Annotated in this window: 20 protein-coding genes; 8 read left to right on the forward strand and 12 right to left on the reverse strand. The window is 65.8% G+C overall.

What is annotated here, in order from left to right:
• Positions 1–2,131 (reverse strand): type VI secretion system Vgr family protein (locus AC27VE_RS27755; protein ID WP_488705544.1); only part of this gene is annotated, 2,131 nt, incomplete at its 3' end.
• Between the two features lie 58 nt (positions 2,132–2,189).
• Complete coding sequence (locus AC27VE_RS27760) at positions 2,190–3,086, reverse strand: hypothetical protein (protein WP_488705545.1); 897 nt, start codon at positions 3,084–3,086, stop codon at positions 2,190–2,192.
• Between the two features lie 192 nt (positions 3,087–3,278).
• Between AC27VE_RS27760 and AC27VE_RS27765 the strand changes: the two genes are divergently transcribed.
• The 5 genes from AC27VE_RS27765 to AC27VE_RS27785 all read left to right on the forward strand — a co-directional run bounded on the left by AC27VE_RS27765 (position 3,279) and on the right by AC27VE_RS27785 (position 11,095).
• Positions 3,279–4,130, forward strand: coding sequence for a M15 family metallopeptidase (locus tag AC27VE_RS27765; protein WP_488705546.1), 852 nt, complete (start codon positions 3,279–3,281; stop codon positions 4,128–4,130).
• Entirely contained in the window at positions 4,130–5,488 is a 1,359-nt protein-coding gene (locus AC27VE_RS27770; protein ID WP_488705547.1) for a hypothetical protein, read from the forward strand. Before AC27VE_RS27765 ends, AC27VE_RS27770 begins: the two co-directional genes overlap by 1 nt.
• Before the next feature lie 65 nt (positions 5,489–5,553).
• Positions 5,554–9,318 carry a type VI secretion system membrane subunit TssM gene (tssM, locus tag AC27VE_RS27775; protein WP_234704847.1) on the forward strand — a complete coding sequence of 1,255 codons (3,765 nt, stop codon included), beginning with the start codon at positions 5,554–5,556 and terminating at the stop codon, positions 9,316–9,318.
• On the forward strand, positions 9,315–10,298 hold the full coding sequence (gene tagF / locus AC27VE_RS27780; RefSeq protein ID WP_006226848.1) for a type VI secretion system-associated protein TagF: 984 nt from the start codon (positions 9,315–9,317) through the stop codon (positions 10,296–10,298). The genes tssM and tagF overlap by 4 nt, the downstream gene beginning before the upstream one ends.
• A gap of 2 nt (positions 10,299–10,300) precedes the next feature.
• Positions 10,301–11,095, forward strand: coding sequence for an OmpA family protein (locus AC27VE_RS27785; protein ID WP_088589380.1), 795 nt, complete (start codon positions 10,301–10,303; stop codon positions 11,093–11,095).
• An 84-nt stretch (positions 11,096–11,179) separates the two neighbouring features.
• On the opposite strand, the gene tssA is transcribed toward AC27VE_RS27785, so the two are convergent.
• The gene (gene tssA, locus AC27VE_RS27790; RefSeq protein WP_488705548.1) at positions 11,180–12,301 is read right to left on the reverse strand and encodes a type VI secretion system protein TssA; all 1,122 of its coding nucleotides are present in this window, start codon (positions 12,299–12,301) and stop codon (positions 11,180–11,182) included.
• A gap of 130 nt (positions 12,302–12,431) precedes the next feature.
• Between tssA and AC27VE_RS27795 the strand changes: the two genes are divergently transcribed.
• Together AC27VE_RS27795 and AC27VE_RS27800 are read left to right on the forward strand one after the other, a co-directional pair.
• Positions 12,432–12,686, forward strand: a complete 255-nt coding sequence (locus tag AC27VE_RS27795) for a hypothetical protein (protein WP_280026368.1) — start codon at positions 12,432–12,434, stop codon at positions 12,684–12,686.
• Between the two features lie 21 nt (positions 12,687–12,707).
• Positions 12,708–12,977, forward strand: a complete 270-nt coding sequence (locus AC27VE_RS27800; RefSeq protein ID WP_006226845.1) for a PAAR domain-containing protein — start codon at positions 12,708–12,710, stop codon at positions 12,975–12,977.
• Positions 12,978–13,044: 67 nt separating this feature from the next.
• Here AC27VE_RS27800 and AC27VE_RS27805 read toward each other — a convergent pair whose 3' ends face one another.
• Entirely contained in the window at positions 13,045–13,497 is a 453-nt protein-coding gene (locus tag AC27VE_RS27805; protein ID WP_488705549.1) for a hypothetical protein, read from the reverse strand.
• 238 nt (positions 13,498–13,735) lie between these two features.
• On the opposite strand from AC27VE_RS27805, the gene AC27VE_RS27810 reads away from it, so the two are divergent.
• Positions 13,736–15,877 carry a laminin G domain-containing metallophosphoesterase family protein gene (locus tag AC27VE_RS27810; protein ID WP_488705550.1) on the forward strand — a complete coding sequence of 714 codons (2,142 nt, stop codon included), beginning with the start codon at positions 13,736–13,738 and terminating at the stop codon, positions 15,875–15,877.
• 86 nt (positions 15,878–15,963) lie between these two features.
• On the opposite strand, the gene speB is transcribed toward AC27VE_RS27810, so the two are convergent.
• The 8 genes from speB to AC27VE_RS27850 are packed head-to-tail and all read right to left on the reverse strand — an operon-like array spanning position 15,964 to position 22,697.
• Positions 15,964–16,902, reverse strand: a complete 939-nt coding sequence (gene speB / locus AC27VE_RS27815; protein WP_454677769.1) for an agmatinase — start codon at positions 16,900–16,902, stop codon at positions 15,964–15,966.
• Between the two features lie 27 nt (positions 16,903–16,929).
• Complete coding sequence (locus AC27VE_RS27820) at positions 16,930–17,553, reverse strand: cupin domain-containing protein (protein ID WP_488705551.1); 624 nt, start codon at positions 17,551–17,553, stop codon at positions 16,930–16,932.
• A gap of 34 nt (positions 17,554–17,587) precedes the next feature.
• Complete coding sequence (locus tag AC27VE_RS27825; protein ID WP_427959186.1) at positions 17,588–18,298, reverse strand: DUF1989 domain-containing protein; 711 nt, start codon at positions 18,296–18,298, stop codon at positions 17,588–17,590.
• 35 nt (positions 18,299–18,333) lie between these two features.
• On the reverse strand, positions 18,334–19,632 hold the full coding sequence (locus tag AC27VE_RS27830) for a M20 family metallo-hydrolase (protein WP_488705552.1): 1,299 nt from the start codon (positions 19,630–19,632) through the stop codon (positions 18,334–18,336).
• Positions 19,629–20,465, reverse strand: a complete 837-nt coding sequence (locus AC27VE_RS27835) for an amino acid ABC transporter ATP-binding protein (protein ID WP_488705553.1) — start codon at positions 20,463–20,465, stop codon at positions 19,629–19,631. Before AC27VE_RS27835 ends, AC27VE_RS27830 begins: the two co-directional genes overlap by 4 nt.
• Positions 20,466–20,477: 12 nt before the next feature.
• Positions 20,478–21,125, reverse strand: coding sequence for an amino acid ABC transporter permease (locus AC27VE_RS27840; RefSeq protein WP_488705554.1), 648 nt, complete (start codon positions 21,123–21,125; stop codon positions 20,478–20,480).
• Positions 21,122–21,835 (reverse strand): amino acid ABC transporter permease, encoded by a 714-nt coding sequence (locus AC27VE_RS27845; RefSeq protein WP_427959177.1) that lies wholly within the window; start codon positions 21,833–21,835, stop codon positions 21,122–21,124. Before AC27VE_RS27845 ends, AC27VE_RS27840 begins: the two co-directional genes overlap by 4 nt.
• Positions 21,836–21,863: 28 nt before the next feature.
• Positions 21,864–22,697, reverse strand: coding sequence for a transporter substrate-binding domain-containing protein (locus AC27VE_RS27850; RefSeq protein WP_488705555.1), 834 nt, complete (start codon positions 22,695–22,697; stop codon positions 21,864–21,866).
• Positions 22,698–23,091 lie beyond the last annotated feature (394 nt).

Genomic DNA, 23,091 nt, shown 5'->3' on the forward strand with positions numbered 1-23,091 from the left:
ACTGCGCCATCAGATCAGCCTGCCCCGCCAGCGCCAGCGGCGCCGCCGCGTCGCCCGCAGGTTCACTGGCGCCGGCGGTGTAGGTAGTGAGCAGCACACCGCCGCCGCCGCGCAGCGCGCCGAACGCATCGGTGCGCAGCTCCGCTCCCACCCCGCGCACATTGCCGCGATAGTTGCCGCTCTGGTGGATCAGATGGCCCAGGTTCAGCTCGCTGCCAGACTGCGTGGACTTGATCTGCATGCGCAGTTGGCCGTCGCTGTCATCGAACACAATCTGGTTGTAGCCGTCGCCGCCAAACTCCTTGCTCTTGAAGCCGCTTAGCGCGGCTGCGTTGCGATGTTGCTCGTCGCCGCCTGCCGCGCCGTGCCAGGCCGGTGCGTTGCCGCTGGCCAGGTTGGCCTGCGCACTCGGCTTGCCGTCGGTAGCGGCGGCAAACACTTCAGTGTTCATGGCTTCGCCGGACTTGCCGCCGGGGGTCGACGGGATGCCGCCTTCGCCTCGCCCGTTGTAGAGCGCGCCCACGACGAGCGGCTGATCGATGTCCTCGTCCAGAAACCGCACCAACACTTCCTGCCCGATGCGCGGCACGAAGCTCATGCCCATGCCCGCGCCGGCCTGGCGTTGGGCCACGCGCGCCCACCGGCTTTTGGCCAAACCATCGCCATCGGCCTGCCAGTGAAAGCGCACGCGCACGTCGCCGCGCGCGTTGCGGTAGATCTCGTCTTCGCCACTGGCCTCGGTCGCGCCCTCGGCATTGGTCACGATCGCCGTGTGCACACCCACCGCGGACGGTACGCCGGCAAGCCTTGCGCCGCGCGCCCCGGCAGGCAAGGCGCGCCAGGGTCGATCACAGCGCACGGCGCGGAAGCGGTTGGCATAACCGACCTCGTGCGCCCGCGCCAGTACGGCCGCCTCGGGCCGGCCCACGCCGATCAACGCGTCGTCATGGTCGCGTACGTTGTCGTCGGTGGCCTCGCGCGCCTCGTCGTCTTCAAAGCAGAGGAAGTCATCCAGCGCACCCAGCTTGGCCGCCATGCTGGCATCGGCCTGGCCGGGCAGGTTGTTGACGCCGGCATGTTCCAGGCGGTCCAGGGCGAAAACGGGCTCGAAGCCCGATTCCCCCGCCGGCCCCAGCGGCGACATGTCTTGCAGTGTGAAGCGCGTACCGGACCGGAACGTGCGCACATTGCCGCGCCCCAGAAACGTCTCGGCGCTGGCCTGCACCGCTTCCATCAGCAACGTCGCCTGGAACTGCGCATGCGCCTGATTCAAGAGACCGCCGTGACCCAGGGGCTCGAACCATTCCAACCCGGCGCCGTCATCACCGGACGCATTGGCGGGGCCGGCCAGCGCCTGGCCCGTAACGGCGTGCTTGCCGCTTTCGTGCCAGGCCAGCACCGTCACGCGCTCGACACCTCTGCGGCGCGGGCCCCCCAGCGCCTGCACGCCATCGCGGGATTCCGTCGCATGGGCGCGCTGAAATCGCACGCCCGCGCCAGCCGACTCAGCGTCTTCGGCCAGGCTGCGGCTGTCGGCAAAGATCAGCACGGCGTGGCGCGCGGGCGCGGCCTCGTCTTCGACCGTCGTCCAGCCCAGGCCGGATTCCGCAAGCAGGCGTGACAGGAAGGCGTAGTCGGTCTCGCGATACTGAGTGGTGTAGGAACGCGCGGGCAGATCGGCCAGATGGTGCTCGACTTCGGCCGAGACCTTGTAGGTATAACCCTCGTAGCCGTCCAGCACGTGCCGCACGATCTCCAGCACGGGCTGGTTCTCGTAGATGCGGCTGTCACGCCGTTGCGTGGCCAGCCAGAGCCACGGCGCCAGCGTGACGCGATAACGCGCCATGCCGGCGTTGCCGCCCAGCATCTCGGCGGCGCGCACGACGCCGCTGCGGCCCGTCTCGCTGCCGTCGGCGCGGGTAGTCCACAGCGTGGCCGGGCGCGACACCATGTCGTTCAGATCCAGCGCCGCGTTGTCGGCCAGCGCCACGACGCGCATTTCACCGAGCTCGGACAGGCCCTCGCGCGCGACCCACCCCTCGACCTGCAGGGACGACATCGCGCCCTCGCCATCAAGCCGGTAGAGACGGGACTGGGCGCTGAAACTGCCGTTGCTTGCGTTCACAGCCATTGAGCAAAAACCTCTTGGGGGACGTGGGCAACACCGGCCCGGTTCGGACGGTGGAGCGTCAGGGTTCGACGTTGGCCTGCGGCGTCGGGCATTCGATCGCAGTGCCCCATTGGCCCGCGCACACACGCAGGCGGCACTGCTCGCCTTCAATAAAGCTGAGCTTGCGGCATTCCTTCAACCGCTCCGCCAGCGGCGAGCCCGGCATCTCGCGCATGAAGACACCGTCGGATTTGTAAACACGCGTGCCGGGCGGCGAGGCCGGGGGCAGCCCGTAGTTCATCAGGGCCGACAACAGCGCGGCATCGGTATCGGACGATTTTGCGGTCTTGCGCGGCGGCGTGCTGGCAGGCTTGGCCGCGCGCGGCGCACCCGCCTGTTGCGCACGCTGTTCCGCGGCCTGGCGCGTGGGGCCGGCTGCGGGTGCAGGCGCGGGCGCAGCAGCCGCAGCAGGCGGCGTCATTGCCAGCACGGAAAGCGGATTGGTTGGCGCCGCCAGGGGCTCGGGCTCGCCTCGCCCGACATCTGCGTCTCGAGCGGGCGGCGCTTCATCAATGATGGCGGCCACCGCAGGGGGCCTATCCATGGGCTTCAGCGCAAGTTCGCCCGCCGGCGCGGGCGGACTTGCCATCGAGGCTTGCGGCAGCGAAGCCATCGGGCTGGGCGTGGAAGCGACGGCAGGCGACGGCGCCTGCGCGACCATCGGCACGGCTCCGTCTTCATGAATGATCCAGGTGATGCCGCCGGCCAATAGCGCCAGCAACAGCGCCAACGCCACCCAACGCCCTGCGCGGGAGTTGCGTGGCGTCGCTAGATGTTTGACCTCGGCTTCCGGTTCGCGTCCTTCCAGTGCAGCAAGGATTCGCGACGACTCGGCCTCGCCGCGCGCGGGCGTGGAGGCGCTGAGCAAACTCGGCGCGGTCATCGTAGGGCGAGCGTCTTCTTTGTCTTCTGCCATGCGGGTTCCCGTGTCAGCAGGAGGCGTGTGCAGCCCCCCTGTAACCAAGCTCGACGAGAATACCCGATAGGCCTATTTCGATCATTGCTCCTTGTTACGATTCCTAAGGGTCGGACGCTGTTTGCAACGCCGGATCGCTTGCCTCATGCGCGAATAAAACAAAAGATTACGCCTTCACATGAGGGACCTAATTTGCTGCTGCTACTGCCCCTGTATTTTTTACTGGCGGTGGGCGTCTCCGCTCTCCTGTTTTTTCCGGCTCTGCGCCAAGGCGCAGTCCGGAGTTTGCGCGCGTGCGTACAGGGCGTGGCAAGGGGCGCGACGCGTAGTGCGAATCATGCGGGCGGAGCCGTCGGTGGTACGGCAGGTGCCGTCCGGGACGGCATGAGCGCGTCGCTGGATTGGGTCGGAAGGTATCGTTGGCAGGTCGCGATCGGGCTGACAGTTGTGTTGCTTCCGTCACTTTTCGCTTTCTTGATGCGACACAATCACACATTCGTTTACAGCACCCAAACGGCCGGTCCGGACCGCCGAATCCAGGCATTGCTGGAGGGTGAAAGGCTGGCTCCGCCGGCCGCGCTGCCCCCGGAAGCGTTCACCACGCGCGAGGTCGAACTGGTGCGTCCGAAGCTGGGTGGCGCAAGCCGCAACTGGGACCTGTTCGACGCCGATTTCCGTCAGCGCCTGCTGTTGGCTTACCGCATCATGCGCGAGCAGCACGGCTACGAAATGGCGCTGATCGAGGGCTACCGCAGCCCCGAGCGGCAGGAAGAGCTGGCCGGCATGGGCACGCATGTGACGAACGCCGGCGCCTTCCAGAGCTATCACCAATATGGCCTGGCGGCCGACAGCGCGTTCTACCGCGACGGCAAGATCGTCATTTCCGAGAAGGACCCCTGGGCCATGCGCGGCTATGAACTGTTTGGCGAGACCGCGGAACTCGTTGGCCTGACGTGGGGCGGACGCTGGAAGATGATGGACTTTGGCCATGTCGAGCTGCGCCGCCCCGGCGTGATGCAGCGTGCGCGGGAGGCCACGAAATAATGGCGCGCGTGCTGAAAAAAGGGCTATTGATCCTGGCGTTGTTTGCCGTCGTGTGGCTGGCCGTCATCATCTGGTGGCAGGAATCGCACACGCTGCCCACCGGCGTGGACATCGGGCTCTATCTGTTCGCATTGCCCCTGGCCTTGCTGGCGGCGCTGTGGCTGGGCGTGCGCGCCGTGCGAGCCGCGCGCGCGCCCAAGCCCGAACCGGTGGCCGATCCCCAGGCGCAGACGCCGCCCGCGCCGCGCCTTGCCGAATTGCGCGTGGTCGCCGTCGCCGCGCGTGCGGCGGCGGGCGCCGATACCGCCGCCATCGCGCAGGCGATGGCCGAACAGAAGCGGCCCGAACTGGATGCCGAGCTCAAGACGCCCCAGGGCTTTCCCATCTTTGCGGGGCGAGTGCCGGGCCTGAACGACCTGGAGCTGTACGCGGCGGCCCACGAACGCGGCGCGCCGCCGGAGGCCTTGGCAACGGCCACGCTGCGCGTCACGGCACTGCTGACGGATATCGCGCGCACCCTCACCGGCGACGCCCACCGGCGCGTCACCGAACTGGACGTGCCCGCCCGCGACGACGACTGGCCTTTGCTGCGCTTCGAGGTACTGCTGTCAGCCGACTGGCCGGAAGCGGCGCGCGAGCGCGCGCGCAAGGAAATCCTGGCCGCCGCCGGCGTCTGGCCCGATGCCCGCGTCAGCGTCGCCGAGCACCTTGCGCGCAACGCCATGGCTGGCGACCACCTGTTGCGCGAACTGGCATCCGCACCGCCGGATGCCCACGCGCAGCCGCTGTGGCGCATCGTGCTGGCGGGCGATGGCTACATCGACGCCGACCAGGTTGCGCTCTGGGATGGCCTTGCCAAGTTGCTTACCCACGCCAATCCGCAGGGCCGCGTGCCGGGTGAAGCTGCCGCCGGGCTGCTGCTTGGCCCGGCAGATGCCGACGCCGACCTGCGCATCGCCCTGTCTCCGGTATGGCATCGACAGAAGTCAGCCGACGCCCGTGGCGCGCTGGCGGAGCCGCCCCTGGCCGATCTGGCGCGCGAACTGCTGCAACGCGCGGACGTCGCGCCCGAGCACGTCGCCCACGTCATCAGCGACGCCGATCACCGAGGCAGCCGTCCACTTGAACCGCTTAACGTCGCGTCTCAACTGTTTGCCCATCTGGACGCCAGCAAGGATTGCCAGGCGGTCGGCGCCGCCTGTGGCCACACCGGCGTGGCCGCGTCGCTGCTGACGCTGGCCGTGGCCGGCGAAGCCTGCGTCCAGCGGGAACAGCCCGTACTGACCCTAACCCTGCAAGACCCCGCATTGCGTTGCGCGGCGCTGGTCTCCCGACCCGCCGCCAGCGCTACCGCCTGACCCCAAAAACAACAGCGAAAACCATGCGTAGCCCATCAGGATTGTTTTCTCGATTTTCCAGCGCCATGAGCGACTTCCGCTACTGGAGCGCTCGGGTGTTCGCCAACCCACGCACCTTCATGGTGATCGGACTGATCGCGCTGATCGTGTTTCTGTTCCTGTTCGCCGACACCATGCAGATCGCCATGACCTGGGCCGGCGCCTTGCTGGGGGTGCTGCTGTTCCTGTGGCTCTGCGTGTGGCTGTGGCGCCGGCGCCGCACCCGGCGCGCCAACCAGAAGCTGGGCGACATGCTGGAACAACAGGTGCAGACGGGCGCCGCGGCCAGCCCCGCCGCCAACCGCAACGAGGTCGACGCGCTGCGCACGCGCCTGACGCAGGCGGTGCGCACCATCAAGACGTCCAAGATCGGCCAGACCTCTGGCAACGAAGCGCTGTACGAGCTGCCCTGGTACATCGTCATCGGCAACCCCGCCGCCGGCAAGAGCAGCGCCGTAATCAATTCGGGGCTGCAGTTCCCGTTCGCCGACAAGAACGGCGCAGCCGTGCGCGGCGTGGGGGGCACCCGCAACTGCGACTGGTTCTTCACGACCGAAGGCATCCTGCTGGACACGGCGGGCCGCTACTCGGTCCACGAGGAAGACCGCAACGAGTGGATGAGTTTCCTGGACCTGCTCAAGCGCCATCGCCCCAAGGCGCCGATCAACGGCATCATCGTGGCGGCCAGTATCAGCGAACTGACGGATTCCGGCCCCGAGTTCGCCATTAACCTGGCCAAGAACCTGCGCCAGCGCGTGCAGGAACTGACCGACAGGCTGGAAGTCTTTGCGCCGGTGTATGTGATCTTCACCAAGGCCGACCTGATCGCCGGCTTCTCGGAGTTCTTTGCCGACGCCGACGCCCGCGAGCGCGACCGCGTCTGGGGTGCCACGCTGCCGTACGGCGCCGACGAAAGCCGCGACGTGCTGACGCTGTTCGACGAGCGCTTCGACGAACTGTATGAAGGGCTCAAGGAAATGGGCACGGCCCAGATCTCGCTGCGGCGCAGCGGCGCCCTGCCCCCAGGCCTGCTGACCTTCCCGCTGGAGTTCGCGGGTGTCAAACCGGCGCTGCGCACCTTCCTGTCGACGTTGTTCGAGACCAACCCGTTCCAATACAAGCCCGTCTTCCGGGGCTTCTACTTCACCAGCGCGCTGCAGGAAGGCGCCTCGCGCAGCACCTCCACCGAAAAACTCGCCGAGCGCTTCACCCTGCGCCCGGCCGCGCACGAAGCCGCCCGCAGCGTGAGCTCCCACAACGGCTTCTTCCTGCGCGACCTGTTCTCAAGCGTGATCTTTGCCGACAAGAAGCTGGTGCGCCAGCACGCCAGTCCGAACAAGGTCCGCATGCGCTACCTGACGTTCTTCGGGCTGGTGCTTGCACTGGGCCTGGTGCTGGGGGGCTGGAGCTGGTCGTACCTGGGCAACCGGCAATTGGCGACCAATGTGCAGGCGGACCTGGACAAGGTGGTGCGCCTGCAAAGCGAGCGCACCGATCTGCAAAGCCGGCTGGAAGCGATGGAGATCCTGCAGGACCGCATCGAGCAGCTGGACCGCTATTCGTCGAGCCGGCCGCTGTCGCTGGGCTTAGGGCTGTATCAGGGCGACGTGCTCAAGGATCGATTGCTGGCCGAGTACTACAACGGCCTGCGCCAGTTCATGCTGGTTCCCGTCAAGGCCAGCCTTGAGGATTATCTGGGCCGCGTCGACGTCTCTCAGGCGGCGGCCGCCGGCACACGGCCGGCTGCCCCGCCCCAGGCGCAGCCCGTGCGCGCCAACGCGGGCGACATGCTGTTCCAGGATGCCTCGCCCACTAACGTCGACGACGCGTACAACGCGCTGAAGACGTACCTGATGATGGCCAACCGCGAACACGTGGACCCCACCCACCTGTCCGACCAGATCACCCGCTTCTGGCGGGGCTGGCTTGAGACCAACCGCGGCGCCATGCCGCGGGACCAGTTGATCCGCAGCGCGGAACGGCTGATCTCGTTCTACGTGGCGCGCGCGGCCGACGCCGACTGGCCTCAGATCGACACCAACCTGGCCATGGTCGAGCGCACGCGCGGCAACCTGCGCAGCGTGATGCAAGGCATGCCGGCGCGCGAACGCGCCTATGCCACGTTGAAGGCACGCGCGGCCACGCGCTTCCCCGCCATGACCGTGGCGCGGATCATGGGCGAAGCCGACGCCGCCGTCGTGGCCGGTAGCTACGCGGTGCCCGGCACTTTCACCCGCGAGGCCTGGGAACAGTACATCGAGCCAGCCATCGGTGAAGCCGCGCGCCGCGAGGTGCAGACCAGCGACTGGGTGCTGGGCGTGAACGCGCGCGACGACCTGACGCTGGAAGGCAGCCCGGAGCAGATCCAGAAGAGCCTGGCCACGATGTACAAGACCGAATACGCGCAGGAGTGGCAGAAGATGCTGCGCGGGGTCACGATCAAGCCGTTCACGAGCTTCGACCAGGCGGTCCAGGGCATGAACCGGCTGGGCGATCCGCAGAATTCACCGCTGGTAAAACTGATCAACACGACTTATGAACAGACGTCCTGGGACAACCCCTCGCTGATCAACACCGGCATTTCGCAGGCACAGACGGGCGTGGTCGCCTGGTTCAAGCGGGTGATCCTGCGCCAGGGCCAGCCCAAGCCCACCGAAGTCGCGCCCGGCGGGGAGCAGATCCCGATGGGGCCGGTGGGCCGCGAGTTCTCCGACGTGGCCCGCCTGGTGGTCACGCGCGACAACCAGTCGCTGCTGGGCAACTACATGAACGCCCTGTCGAAGATCCGCACGCGTTTCAACCTGATCAACAACCAGGGCGACCCCGGGCCAGGCGCGCTGCTGCTGATGCGCCAGACGCTGGAAGGCAAGGACTCGGAGCTGGCCGACGCGCTCAAGCTGGTCGACGAGCAAATGCTGGCCGGCCTGACGCCGGCTCAACGCGAGACCCTGCGTCCGCTGCTGGTCCGCCCGTTGATCCAGGGCTACGCCGTGGCCATGCAGCCTGCGCAGACCGAGCTGAACAAGGTCTGGAACGCCCAGGTCTACCAGCCCTTCTCGCAGACCTTGGCCGACAAGTACCCGTTCTCGACCAAGGCCGGCGTCGAAGCCAGCGGCGAAGAGATCGGACAGGTGTTCGGCCCGCAGGGCAGCATCGCCAAATACGTCAACGACACGCTGGGCCCGCTGACGGTACGCCGCGGCGACATCCTGACCGCGCGCACATGGGGCGACATGGGCATCGACCTGCAACCGTCGTTCACCGCCAACTTCGCGCAGTGGGTGGCTCCGCTGTCGGGCGGCGCCGCAGGCTCGGGCGCAGCCAGCCAGCCGCAGACGCTGTTCCAGATCCAGCCCAAACCCGCCAGCGGCGTAACCGAGTACACGATCGAGATCGACGGCCAGCAACTGCGCTATCGCAACACGCCGCCGCAATGGGTGAACTTCGTCTGGCCCAACGCGCAAGGCGCACCCGGCGCGCGCATCACGGCCACGGCGTTCGATGGCACCGTCGTCGAGATCGTCAACGAACCGGGCCGCTTCGGCCTGGAGCGCCTGATCTCGGGGTCGCAACGCAAGCCGAACCCGGACGGCAGCTTCGAGATGAGCTGGAGCAAGTCCAACATCACCGTGCCGGTCAAGCTTCGCATCATCAGCAACGCGCAAGCGGCCAGCGCCGGCGGCACCGAGCCGGGCAGCCAAGGCCTGCGCAACCTGCGCCTTCCCGCTACGGTGGCGGGCGCTTCCCCTCAACCTCCCGTCGCCCCGACGCCTGCCGGAGCGCAGCAATGAGCAACCCGCAGTCTCCCATGTTCCGTACGGCCTACTTCGGCAAGATCCCGTCCCGTGGCGACTTCGTCAAAAACACCTCGCATCCCCAGCTGATGTCGACGCTGGACGCGTGGGTGGCCAACACCATGGAGGTCCTGGCCCAGGATCCCCACTGGAAGACCCTGTACGACGAAGCGCAGCCCGTTCCGTTCGCCGTGCTGGGCTCGCGCGGCAAGCTGGCTATCGCTGGCCATCTGCAGCCCAGCCGCGACCAGTCTGGACGGCGCTTCCCGTTCATCAGCGCAACCTCGGTCGAGGTCGCCCGCCCGCTGGATTTCATCGCACGCAGCCCGCTGGCCTTCAGCCGCATGTGGAACCGTATGGGCACCGCCGCCGCGCAACTGATGCGCGAAGGGGATCCGGGCCCCGCCCTGCAGACACTGAATGATCTGGAAGGCGAGATCCGGACCGCCGCCGACGACGGTTTCGACGCCTTCATCGACTTGCAGACAATCGAACGTGTCGAGGCGATGCTGCGCGGCAACGGCCACGCCGCCAGCATGCACGACATCGTGCTGGCGCTGGGCATCCTGCTTGCGCCGGTGATGTCCAGCGGTTCGTCGCAGCTGGACACCGGCCTGGCGCTGCCGTTGCCGGACGATCCGCTCTACATCAATCTGGTCGCGACGTACTGGATGACGCTGATCGCGCCGTTCCTCACGCGTGCGGATTTCGAGATCGCCATGTTCATCGGGCAGATCGCGGGCAAGCATCGGCTGGTGGTGGGCTTTCGGGGTGCATCCCCGCAGACGCTGGCCACCTTGCTGTCCACGCCGCAGACCTTGTCGCAGCACTACATCGTGCTGGAAGACGCGCCGTGGGTGCGCGACCACGTCAGCGCCAGCCACGGCCTGGCCAAGCTGTCGAGCTATCTGGATCAACCGCGGCTCTCCCTGCGCCAGGCGCTGGAGACATTCCGCGAAGTCTTCATCGGAGCCTAGGCATGCGTACGCTTACCCTCATCCTGGCCGCCGCGTTGTCGTGCACGGCCCATGCCCAGGATGCCGCCACGGTGGTTCCCGCCAACGTCATCCCTCAACCCGGCCAGGTCGTCGCCAGCGGCGCGGTGCCGGACGAGGCCACCAAGGCCGACGTGCTGGCCCGCCTGCAGAAGGTCTATGGCGTGGGCAATGTGATCGACCGCATCGACGTGGGCGGCGTGGTGGCGCCGCCGAACTGGTCCCAGCACGTAGGCAAGCTGCTGGACAGCCCGCTCAAGCAGATCAACCGCGGTCAGCTGGAAATCGACGGCACGCAGATCCGGCTGCGCGGCGAGGTTGACAATGAGGCCTCGCGCCAGCAGATCGCCAGCACCTTCGCCACGTCGCTGAACCCCACCTACAAGATCGTCAACGGCCTGCGTGTGTCGGCCGACAAGGACGAGCAGGACGTGCTGGATAACCTGCTGAGCAACCGGGTGGTGGAGTTCGAGACCGGCAGCACCCGCCTGACCGCCCGCGGCCGCGAACTGCTTGACCGGGTGGCCGACGCGGTGCCCAAGCTGCGCGCCGACAAGATCCAGATCATCGGCCATACCGATAGCTCGGGCAGCCGCAGCACCAACCTGGCGCTGAGCCAGGCGCGCGCGGATGCGGTGCGGGACTATCTGGTGGACAAGGGATTGCCGGTATCGCGTTTCGAGGCCATGGGCGCCGGCCCCGACCAGCCCGTGGCGACCAACGCCACCGCGGAAGGCCGCGCCAAGAACCGGCGCATCGAGTTCCGCGCGGCCCGTTAAGACCGGGTGACTGGCCGAGGGATAGGCCTTGCGCGGAACTCCAGACGCAAGGCCTGACCGCCCGTTGCCGTCGCCGGCATTCTGTCAGTTGCCTTCGCCGGCTTTCTTGATGCCCAGCAGTTCTTCCAGGCCTGACAGGGTCTCGTCGTTCTTGACCACCGTGCGCAACCACAGGTGCAAGGACATCTCGCCCCAGCTCGCGGCCTTGTCGGCCAGATAGGCCACCGGGCTATGCGGTTCGGTGCGCCGGAAGAAATCCGCCACGTCGCGCAACTGCGCCAGCGCCTGCTCGCGCGTCTGGATCGGGCCGCGCACGGCGGGCGTCACGGCAACATGGGGGGTTGCATCGGCGGCAGGGAAATGGTCGGCGGCGGGCAAGGTAGGCTCCACACGGACGGAAACGGCAGGCGTCGCGGGCGCCTGTGCCGGCGCCAGGTCGGCGCGTACCAGCAGGCCGGCGTCGCGCGCAAAACGGTGCGCAAGCTCGGTGACATTGCGCAGCGCATCGCGCACGCGCGAGAACGCCGGGCTTTCATCGCCCAGGCGCTCGTCCAACGTGCGCTCCAGTTGGGCCAAGGCCTGCGCGCAGCCTTCCAGCTGCGTATCGAGTTCGGAATAGAACGAAGGTGGCGTATCGCGACGCGCGGCATCGAATCGGTCCAGCGTAAGCTTGCCGCGGATCAGTTCATTGGCATTGTCGGGCGTGCGCTTGACGGCGTTGGCGAGCTGGCTCGCAGCCTCCCAGAGCACGGCGCCATAGCGCGCGCCGTCCGCCTGCGTCAGCGGAATTTCCCCGATCAACTGCTGGGAGCGCGACAGCAGCCACGCCAGATTGCCCACGCGCTGCTGCACGTCGCCGTCTTCCGGCACCGGGTGCAGCCCTTCCCAATAGTCCCGGCAGAGCCCGTCGATCAGCAGGTAACCGTCGCGCAGGCCCGCGAAGCCGCGTGTCTTGGCCCAGGCTTCCGCCAGCCACGACGCGATACGGATATCCTTGCTGCGCTCGCGCAGCACCGTCGAGCAGATGCGCGCGACTTCCGGCCAGTCGGCTTCTTTCAGATCAATGACCCAGTCGCCCTGGTCGAGCTGGGGGTCATCGTGCCGGCGCGCTTCGCGGATGGCATCGAACTCAGGCGAAAACACCAGGTCGACGCCGCAAGGCGCATCGCCGGGGATCGGTTGCAACAAGGCGTTGATGTCTGTCATAGGCTCAGGTCTGTCGTAGGCGCAAATCATCCCACATCTGCTTACGTATAACGTTCAAAGATGACACGTCCTATTACAAGGCGCATCACGATGCTTCGCTATGATTTGCGCTCCCACGCAAGGAGCATTCATGACGACGAAATCGATCCGTATGTTGCCCGATGGGCACTTCATCTCCGGCACACCCCGCCGCGCCCCAGACGGCAGCTACGTGGGCGGAGAAGGCCCGATCACCCGTGCCCCGGACGGCACCTACGTCGCCGGCACGCCGCAACGCGCACCGGACGGTAGCTACAAGGGTGGCGGTGGTCCCGTGCGCATGGCGCCCGATGGCACCTTCGTCGTCGGCCCGGCCCGGCTGGCGCCGGACGGCACGTATCTGTAAACAAATATCTCGCGCCCACCCATGTCCCAACGTTCCGTCATCCGCAAGGGCGACAAGACGTCGCACGGCGGCGTCGTCGTGACCGGCGATGAAACCGTCGTCATCTTCGGCCAACCCATGGCGCGCGTCGGCGACCGCGTCACCTGCCCCAAATGCGGCGATACGCACACCATCGTCGAAGGGGTACAAAACGTCAGCTCGGACCGCATGACCGCGCTGGAAGGCATGCGCACCTCGTGCGGCGCAACGCTGATCGCCAGCCAGAATTTCTATCAGTTGGAGTACGGTTGAACGCAAGGCCGAAACAAGGCGCGCCATAACCGGCAAGGCTTCAATGGTTTCGGCCCAGCCTGACCTTTCATCGCTGCAGGCAGCGCGCCACGTCTGTCGTCAGACGGGCCATTTCCTTGTCTACACCAAGATCGGTGCAGTAAGCGCCGGCGCCTCGCAACGAGAGATCCAGCGTGGAGGTCTTCTGCGAGACTTCGGCCCGGAACCGCAAGCCCGTCACATTGCTGGAGCCGTAGTGTTCCGTCTCGAGCACGCCTGTCTTGGCATCCCGGATGGCGTAGCCGGTATCGAAGAGGCTCCCGCGCTCTGCGTTGCCGAGGGTCTCCTTGTCGATGCAGGCAAACACCTCTTCGGCCGAGGCCCCCGGTGGAATGGCGACCGACGCGCGCTTGCTCGGACCAAACGTGTCGCACAATCCGGAAGACACGGAACACCCGCCCAGCAAGCCAACGAGGGCCAACGTGACGGCCAGCCTGCCTTGGGATTGCCCGAACGCCAACGCCTTGTTCATGCGTACCATATCCCTATCTCCCGAATCGCAGGCGCAAAGTATATGGCCCGCTGTGGGTGCGTGGCGGGGAGGCCTGTGTCAGAAGGATACCTTGGCCCCCGACTTGTATCCGCATCAGGAGCGGTGGGATGGCGGCGCCCTATGGCCATTCCACCTGCCGATCGACGCACGCGGTGGGCATACCCACATTCATCATCCCGTCATTCTGCGTTTCTAAGCTTCCCACTTTTTCAGACGGGCGGCACAGATGGCGCATGACAAGCACGATGGCAAACATGACATTGCCGAGACACCTTCCACCCTGCCGGCGGCCGCGGATCCGCGCCGCCGCAGCCTGCTCAAGGCCGGCTTTGGCGCGACACTGCTGCCGGTAGGCGGTTCCTTTTTGCTGTCGGCGTGCTCCAGCGACGACGACGAGGACAGCCCGGCGCCCGATACGCCCGCGCCGCAACCCCAGCCGGAACCGCAGCCGCAACCCGCCAAGGTGTCGAGCTTCGCGGTGGCAGTGCTGCCAGACACGCAGTTCTATTCCCGCTACGCGACCGACGCCGAAAACCAGCAGTTCATGCGCAAGTACGGCAGCGAGCCGTACAAGGCCCAGACGCAATGGGTCGCCGACCACGCCAAATCCCTCAGCATTCCGTTCCTGATCCATCTGGGCGACGTGGTCGACCAGCAGGGCAAGCCTGACCAGTGGAAGGTGGCCGATGCGGCCATGACGATCCTGGAAGATGCCAAGGTGCCCTACTCCATCCTGGCCGGCAACCACGACGTGATCCTGGACCGCGACTACGTCGACGCCAGCAGCCAGGCTAGCGCCACCGATGCCCAGCGCAACCTGGCCGTCGAACCCTATCTGCAGACCTTCGGAACCGACCGCGCCAAGAAGCAGGCGACCTTTGGCGGGCGCGATCCCAGCGGCTTTCACGAGTACCACGTGTTCCAGGCCGAAGGCCAGAAGTTCATGGTGCTGTCATTGTCGTGGCGCATCTCCGACGCTGCGCTGACCTGGGCCAACCAGGTCATCCGCGCCAACCCGTCGCTGCCGGTCATCCTTGTCAACCACCAACTGCTTAATATCGACAAGGACGGCGTCACCCCGTTGGAAGTGCCGTACGGCCTGATGCTGTGGGACAAGCTGATCCGCGACAACGATCAGATCTTCATGACGCTTAACGGCCACTATCATGGCGCCGCGCACCTGACCAAGACCAATGCCTTCGGCAACCCGGTCGAAGAAATGGTGGTGGACTACCAGATGGCGTACCAGGGCGGCAATGGCCTGATGCGCCTGTACGAATTCGACCTGAGCAACAACGAGATCCGGGTGCTGTCGTTCTCGCCGTGGGTGCCCCAAAAGCCGAAGAACACCCTCAACGCATTCGACCAGGCAGTCCTGACCGGCGCCAACGAGCAGTTCACCATCAAGATGGATTTCGCCAAGCGCTTTGGCGGCTTCAACAAGGACTTCAAGGCGGCGGCCCCGTCGCACACCGCGCTTGTCGACCAGGCGCGCGCCCTGATCCTCGCCAACTACACCGATCCGGCCGCCACCGAGCAAAAGCCCGCCGCCGACAGCGAAGACTATCCGCAGGTGCCGGACACCTTGGCGCACTGGCGCTTCTTTGGCGGCGCCAACGGCCAGCCGGTGCAGGTGGGCGAGGTGGTTGCCGACCGCACCGGCCTGAACCCGGTTCGCCGCGCCGCGCTGAACGTCGACGGTGTGGCCGGTGCGCAACTGGGCGACCTGGTCTGGTCCAACGATCACCACTACCTGTCGGCTGCGCCCGGGTCCGTACGGTTCTTGAACACCGACAAGAACACCGCCCGCATGAGCTACTTCTCCACCGAAACGGCGGCCGTGCTGAATGCGGAAACGGTGCCCAACGGCTACACCGTCGAGGCCTTCATCAAGATCGACCGCGACTGGACCGCATCCCGCAACGCGTGGATGAACATCATGACGCGCGACGGCAAGCGCGGCAATCTGCCCGGCTTTTCCGGTGGAGATCCGGAATCGCCGCCGCTGCTGTTTGCGGTGTCCAGCCTGCGCGAGATCCAGTGGGAAGTGGTGCCTGAACGTACCGGCACGCGCGACGCCAAAGCCAACTGGTCTGGCGAGATCATCGCCGACAAATGGATGCACGTCGCCGTGGTGAACGACAACACCACGCACGAGACCATTCTGTACGTCGAAGGCGCGCCGGTACTGCGCAACACGTCAGACGCGCCGGGGCTGGCGACACTTGCGGCCGATATGCCCTGGGTGATCGGCGCCGGTTCGTGGGATGGCGCGCGTGCCGACGGCTTTTTCGGCAGCATCGGCGAAGTGCGTATCGTGGGCCGCGCGCTGCAACCCGCGCAGTGGCTGACCGCTCGCAAGAGCTAACTGTGCAAACGCGCCGCCGGCCGGTCTGGCGGCGGCGCACAGGCGGGATCCCGGAATGCGGGCGCGGAAGGCCTGGATATCCGCCGCTAGGCCGCGTAGCGCCTCGCCAGCAGACACAGGCACTCGTACATCAAGGTCGCACCCAACAAGGCGGTATTGCCGCTGGGGTCATAGGGCGGAGACACCTCGACCACGTCTGCCCCGACAAAATCCATCCCGTCCAGGCCACGCAGCAGCGCCAGCGTCTCGCGGGAGGACAGGCCTCCCACCTCCGGCGTGCCCGTGCCAGGCGCGTAAACCGGATCCAGCCCATCGACATCCACTGACAGATACGCAGGGCCGTTTCCCACCACGCGGCGTGCTTCCCGGATGATGGCATCGACGCCCACCTTGTCGAACTCTTCGATGAACACCACGCGCATGCCGCTGTCCAAGGAATAACGCCAGCCCTCGTCCGTGTTCTGGGCGCCCCGGATGCCAATCTGGATGGTGCGCTTGGGATCCAGCAGACCGGCTTCGACCGCCCGGCGAAACGGCGATCCGTGGCTGAACTTCGACCCGACGAAATAGTCCCAGGTGTCGGTGTGTGCGTCGATGTGCACCATGCCCAAGGGCTCGCGCGGCGCAATCGCCTGGAACACAGGAAACGTAATGGAGTGGTCGCCGCCCGCGATCAGCGCTTTCTTTCCTGCTGCGAAGATCGGCTCGAAGAAGCGCCGGATGTCCTCGTGTGCCCGTTCCAGATGAAACACATCTGTAAACGGCACATCGCCCACGTCCGCCACCTTGCAGGCCGCAAACGGATTGAAGCCGGTCACATGGTGGATGGCGCGCATCATGGTTGACATATTGCGGATTTCGCGCGGACCGAAGCGCGCGCCCGGCCGCGCCGTCACGCCGCCGTCAAACGGCACGCCAGCCAATGCGATATCGAAGTCGTCCAAGCCGCCGGCCAGCGGCACGCGCATGAAAGTCGGGATCCCGCTATAACGCGGCAGACCCTGCATCGTCGTGTCGGTGCTCATCAGTATTTTCCTGTGGCCGCAGCCGGATCAGAAGGTGGCAGGCGTGTTGACCCACAACACGCGCGCCACGGTACGCCCCGGGTTGCGGTAGCTGTGCGGCACATCGCTGGAAAAGTAGAAGGTATCGCCGGCCTGCAGGTGATGAATCTCGGTTCCCAGGCGCAACTCGAATTCGCCCTCGATCACATAACCCATTTCCTCGCCCGCGTGCGCGATCTGCTCGAGGCTTTCCGCCTTGGGTGCCAACTGGTGGATGTCAGCCTGCAGCAACTGGCCGCGCATCGGCACGATCACCCGTTCCAGCTTGACGCCCGGCTTGCGGCCGCGCTGGCTGTTGAACTCTATGATCGGGCGTTCGCCCTGGCGGATCACCGGAGACGAAGGCGGCGCATGCGCGGCCGTAAGTTCGGCCACGTTCGTTCCCAGCGCCCGCGCCAGCCGGTGCAGATTGGCCAACGACGGCATGGCCTGGCCGCGCTCGACGCGAGACAGCAGGCTTTCCGAGCAATCGGCCGCCTGCGCCAGCGCCTTGAGCGTCAGCCCGTGCACCATGCGCGCGTGCTTGAGCCGCGGCCCCAGGGCGGACATGCCCGGATCGCCAGATTCCTGCTCGCGCGGGGATGCCGCCGATTGCGTACTTTTCTTTGCCATATGCCTGTACTGCGTTGTCGTCGGGGAGAACGGGTCAGGCTTGCGCCAGCACCGAAAAGTGCACTTCGACCGGGCGATTGTCGTTGATCGGTACGATGTCCTGTGGGCAGGCCGACAGCACAACCACGCAATCCATTTCAGCGCGCAGGTCGACATAGTCGCCCGCCTTGGACACCGGCGGCAGCCATTGCACGCCGCCGTCCGTACCCACCGGAATGTTCATCCACAGATTCAGCGGTTGGGGCACTTCGCGGGCGCGCAGACCGATGGCCTTGAGCGCCAAACGCATATTATCGGCGCAATTGTCGTGGTAGTGCTCAACGCCCAGATTGCGGTAGCGGTAGGCGTCGCAGGCTGCCATCAGCGTGTCGTGCACGCCAGGCGAGGTGTCGGCCGTCATCGTCATGATGCTGCGGCGACGGTTGCTGTAGAGCGGGTCGCCTGCCTTGGGGATGATCCGATCGATTGCGGCACGCGCATGCTCCATGGACATGAACTCGCTCAAGTCATCGCTCTTGAACGCCCAGGTGTCGCACACCTGGCTTCCATGCGTGTTGATAATGCGAATGACCTGGCCCTTGGCCACGCGCACCGCGCGCCCATGGCGCGCAGGCACTTGATAGACCTTACCCGGTTCCGGCGTGCCGTCCGGCGAGATAGGTTCGCGGTGCGTGTTGTTCTGGCCGACGGCTTCGCCGTTGTCCGGAACGGCGCTGTGGGCGATAGGGGCGATGTGTTGATCCATGGTGCGTGTCCTTCGGTGTGGGCTGTGAAGAAAAATCAAGATTGGTCAGTGACAGGTTCCGCCAGATGCACAAGGCACCAGGCAAGCGCACGCGTGCACGCCGACAGGTCGGCAATGGCCGTGTCTTCGGCCGGGTGGTGGCTGACGCCTGCAATGCTGGGCGCGAACAACATCGTGGAGGGGCAGAACCCAGCCATCGGCATCGCATCGTGAAACGCGCCCGATAGCATCTGCCTGTGGGTCAGGCCCAAGGCCTGGCAAGCGCTTGTGGCCAACGCGACCAGGGGCGGCGAAAAATGCACGGTGGCCTTATCTTGCAAAACCTCGATGCGGGCGCCGTCGGGCAACGCAGCATCCATCACGACGCGCACGGCATCCAGGGCAGCGGACTCGGGATGCCGCGCATCAATCGTGAAGACCACCCGGTTCGCAATGGTATTGATCGATCCCGGTGCGCATTCCCAGCGGCCGATGGTGACGCGCAGGCGCTCATCGCCGCAATGCGCCGCATGGCTGAGGACGGCATGCGCGAGCGCCACCGCCTTGGCTTGCGCATCGTCGCGGTTGGCCAACGGCGTGGTGCCGGCATGCGCGCTGCGCCCGGGCACGGTGACGCGATACCAGCGCACCCCTTGGATGGCCTTCACGCAGCCGACTTGCAGCGATTGGGATTCCAGCACCGGGCCTTGCTCGATATGCGCTTCGATGTAGGCATGAACGGGCGTAGCCAAGGGCCGTTCCATCCATGTCCAGCCTTGGCGCCCGGCATGCGTCTTGAAGTCGGATACTGCCGCATCGCGTGCATCCTGGAACCGCACGCCTTGGGCGTCGGTAACCGGCAGGAAGGCAGCCAGGCGCTCGGGCGCGGTGTAGGCCACTGATCCCATCAGCCCCGGCGCGAAGCGCGAACCTTCCTCGTTGGTCCACATCACGACGTCCAAGGGACGTCGGGTGGCCACGCCCAGACTGTCCAGCGCGTCCATGACCTCCAGCCCCGCCACGATGCCAAAGGCGCCGTCCAGCCAACCGCCCAAGGGCTGGGTATCGGCATGGCTGCCGGTCATCACGGGTTCGGCACTCGCATCACGGCCGGTCCGCCGCACGATCACGTTGGCGGCGGCATCGATGCCCACGCTATAGCCGGGACGCGCAGCAAAGTCCTGCACCAACCAGCGGCGCGCGGCAAGCTCCGGTTCGGTCAGCGCCTGCCGTGCGACGCCGCCCGTGGCCACGGCGCCATACGCCGCCAGGCCGCGTTGACGCGATTCCAGGCGTTGTGCATCGATGGCCCCAGCCACCCGACCAGCCAGTTCGTCCGCCCATTCCGTTGTCATCGCGTCGCCCCCGGTTGTGCGACGCGCTCACGGCCCGAGCCGCCCAGACTGCGCCGTATCCAGGGCTGCAGGAACGCCTGGACGCGCGGATGCTCGGGCCGGTAGACGATCTGTTCGGGCGTGCCGATCGTCACTATCCGACCTTTCTCCATGAAGACGATGCGGTCGGACACCTCCGCCGCAAAACTCATTTCGTGCGTCACCATCACCATGGTCATGCCATCGCGCGACAGCGACTTGATGACTTCCAGCACTTCATCCACCAGCTCGGGATCCAGTGCCGACGTTGGCTCATCCAGCAGCATGGCCTCCGGCCCCACGGCCAGCGCGCGCGCAATTCCCACTCGCTGCTGCTGACCGCCGCTAAGGTTCGCAGGCAGGGAATCGGCCTTGGCTGACATGCCCACCCGGGCCAGCGCATCCGCCGCGACCTGCCGTGCGCGATCCGGGCGCATGCCTTTGGCCAACGTCAAGGGCGCCATCACATTGGCCAGCGCAGTCATGTGCGGCCACAGGTTGAATTGCTGGAAGACCATCGACAACGGCGCCCGCACTTCCGCCACTACGCGGTCGGACTCGGGCTGCAACTGCCCCGAAGCGTCGTGTCGGTATCCCAGCAGCGCGCCGCGAACTTTCACCTCGCCTTCGTCATAGGCTTCCAGGAAGTTCATGCACCGCAGGAGCGTGGTCTTGCCAGAGCCGGACGGGCCGATCAAAGTCACGACTTCGCCCTGGAGCACATCCAGGTCTACGCCGGCCAGCACGCGGTGGCCTGAAAACGATTTGCCCACGCCGCGCAACGACAACATCGGGACAGATACGGGGGTATTCATATTCGCGATTCCTCAACGCGCCAGGCAGCGCTTGAACACGATGCCCAGACGATTGATCAGCAGCGCCAAAGCCCAATAGCTCAGCGCCAGCAACAGATAAGGCTCGATGTAGACAAACTGTTCGGACACCACCTTGCCCGCAGTCATCGTCAGTTCCGGATACGTGATCACCGATGCCAAAGCCGATTCCTTCATCAGCAAAATGGTCTGGTTCACGATCAACGGCACGCTGGCGCGCAAGGCCTGCGGGCATTCGATACGCAGGAACACCTGGCGTCGGGTCAGCCCCATGCAACGCGCAGCCTCGATCTGCCCCTTGGGGATCGTCTGCCAGCAAGCGCGGAATATCTCGGCGAAATAGGCGCCGCCATAAATCGACAGGGTTGCCGCTGCAGCGACGAAGGGGTCCAACGATATGCCGGCGGCAGGCAAGCCGAAGTACACAATGAACAAATGAATCAGGAACGGAACGCCGCGCCAGACGGCGGTGTAGGACCAATACAGCCAACGCAGCGCGGCGACACCGGTTTCCCGCAACACGTGCATCAGGAATCCGATTACCAGGCCGCCGACCAGGCCTGCGGCCACCAGGGCCACGGTACGCCCGGCAGCGGTAGCGAATACGGGCAGCAACTGGCCCAATAATGTCAGGTCTATCATGTCTTGTTGATGGCTACGCGATTCATTACCGCGGCGCTAGCGCGCGGCCCCTGGCCCATCCGCCTGCCCAGCCACGTGCCCAGCACGAAGATCGCACCGGTCATCAGAAGATACGTCGCACCTACAGTCAGATAGACCTCAAGCGGGCGGAAATTGGCGGCCACGATCTGCCGGCCGCCACGCGCCAATTCGGCCACGGCGATCACCGACACGATGGACGAATTCTTGACCACGTCGATCGCTTCGGACACCACCGCGGGCCAGACGGCGCGCGCAACCTGCGGCAATTGCACATACCGGAACACTTGCCGCGCACTCAAGCCGAAGATTGCGGCCGCCTCGACCTGCCCCTTTGGCACGACGGTTAACCCGGCGCGCAGGATCTCCGACTGGAACGCACCCGAATTCAGGCTCATCGCCAGAATGGCCACCAGCAACGGCGGCATATCCAGGCCCACCGCACTGGGCAGATAGAACAGCATCAATAACTGCACCAGAAGCGGCGTGCCCCGAAAGAAGCTCACATACAGCGCGACGGCGCGCGGCAGCACCCCTTGGCCGCGGCGGTGCAGAGACAGGCCCAGCAACGCCGCTCCCAGCACGAAGCCGATGACGATGGCCGACGCCGCCACGATCAGCGTCATGCTTGCGCCGTGCAGCAGCACGGGCAGGTATGCCAGAAATCGTTCGGTGAAAGAGGTGGCGTTCATCAGCGGGGGCTCCGAGGACAGACGGGGATCACAGCTCCGGCGCCGGCACTGCGTCGGTGGGCACGTCCATCGTGAAGCCGAACCACTTGGTCTGCAGCGCCTGCAGTTGCCCCGACTTAGCCGCGCGGGCGATACCGTCCGAGAAAAATTTGACCAACGACGCGCTGTCTGCGTCCTTGCGGCCAACCCAGCCAAAATAGGTCTTGGGCCCGATGGGCGTATCGATCACGGCATAGACATCCGATCGCGTCTTCACCAGCGTGGCCAGATTGGCCAGCGACTGCGCCACGGCCGACAAGCGGCCGGCGGCCAGATCGGCATAGGCTTCGTCAAAGCTCACGTATTCACGGATGGTCACCGCGGGCTTTCCTTCCGCGGAAAGCTTCTTGGCGTAATCCTGCAGCGCTTTCAATTGCGCTGAACCGGCTTGTGAGCCCACTACCTTGCCGGCAATGGCCGCGGGATCCGTCAATACCGCGTCGTCCTTGCGTTTGACCAGCGCCGTGGTCGCATCGGCGATCGGCACCGTGAACGCGAACTTGTCGGCACGGTCCTTGGTCATCGTGACGGAGGTCACCACAAAGTCGAAACGCTTGGTAGCGAGGCCCGGCAGGATGCCTTGGAACGGCACGTCGAACTGCTTGACCTTCACCCCGGGCGCCTCGGCCAGGATCAGGTTCATCAAGTCGGGGCCGTAGCCCACAATCTTGCCGTCTTGGACGAATTCGAACGGCGCGAACTGTGCCTCGGTTCCCACCACGATCTCTTTCTTGCTCTTGATCGTGTCCAGCAGATCGGCGCTGTGCGCGGCGCCGGCCATGAATAAAGACATCGCCCCAGCGAATACGCGGCGTAGCAGCATGACAATTCCCCTGTGTCTGGATTTCCGGCCCGGGCGCGATTGCCCGGCCATGTAAGTCACTGGCACGATATGCAAGTCACTTGCATGGATATCAAGCAAGTTTCATGCCAAGTCGGACGCAGGGGAAAATGGGGGGACAAGCGCCGTCCGCAGCCCGGCCGTGCACCCGAGCGGTGCGCAATGCGGCGCCCGCAAGCACCAATTTGGGGGATGCCGCCCCGGGGCCGCGCAGCGCCTCCCGACGGCGCCCGGCAGGCTTGGAAAGCCCGGGGCTTTATCATCTAACCACTAGCGGCGTTGCGACCGCGATCGCGCGCCTCGTTTTTTGCCTTGATCGTAGAGGAGATTTATTAGTGGTTAGACTCGCAACGACAGCATCGATTTCTTTCCCGCC

This window comes from Achromobacter sp. 18P8.1.1 (genome assembly GCF_057799415.1).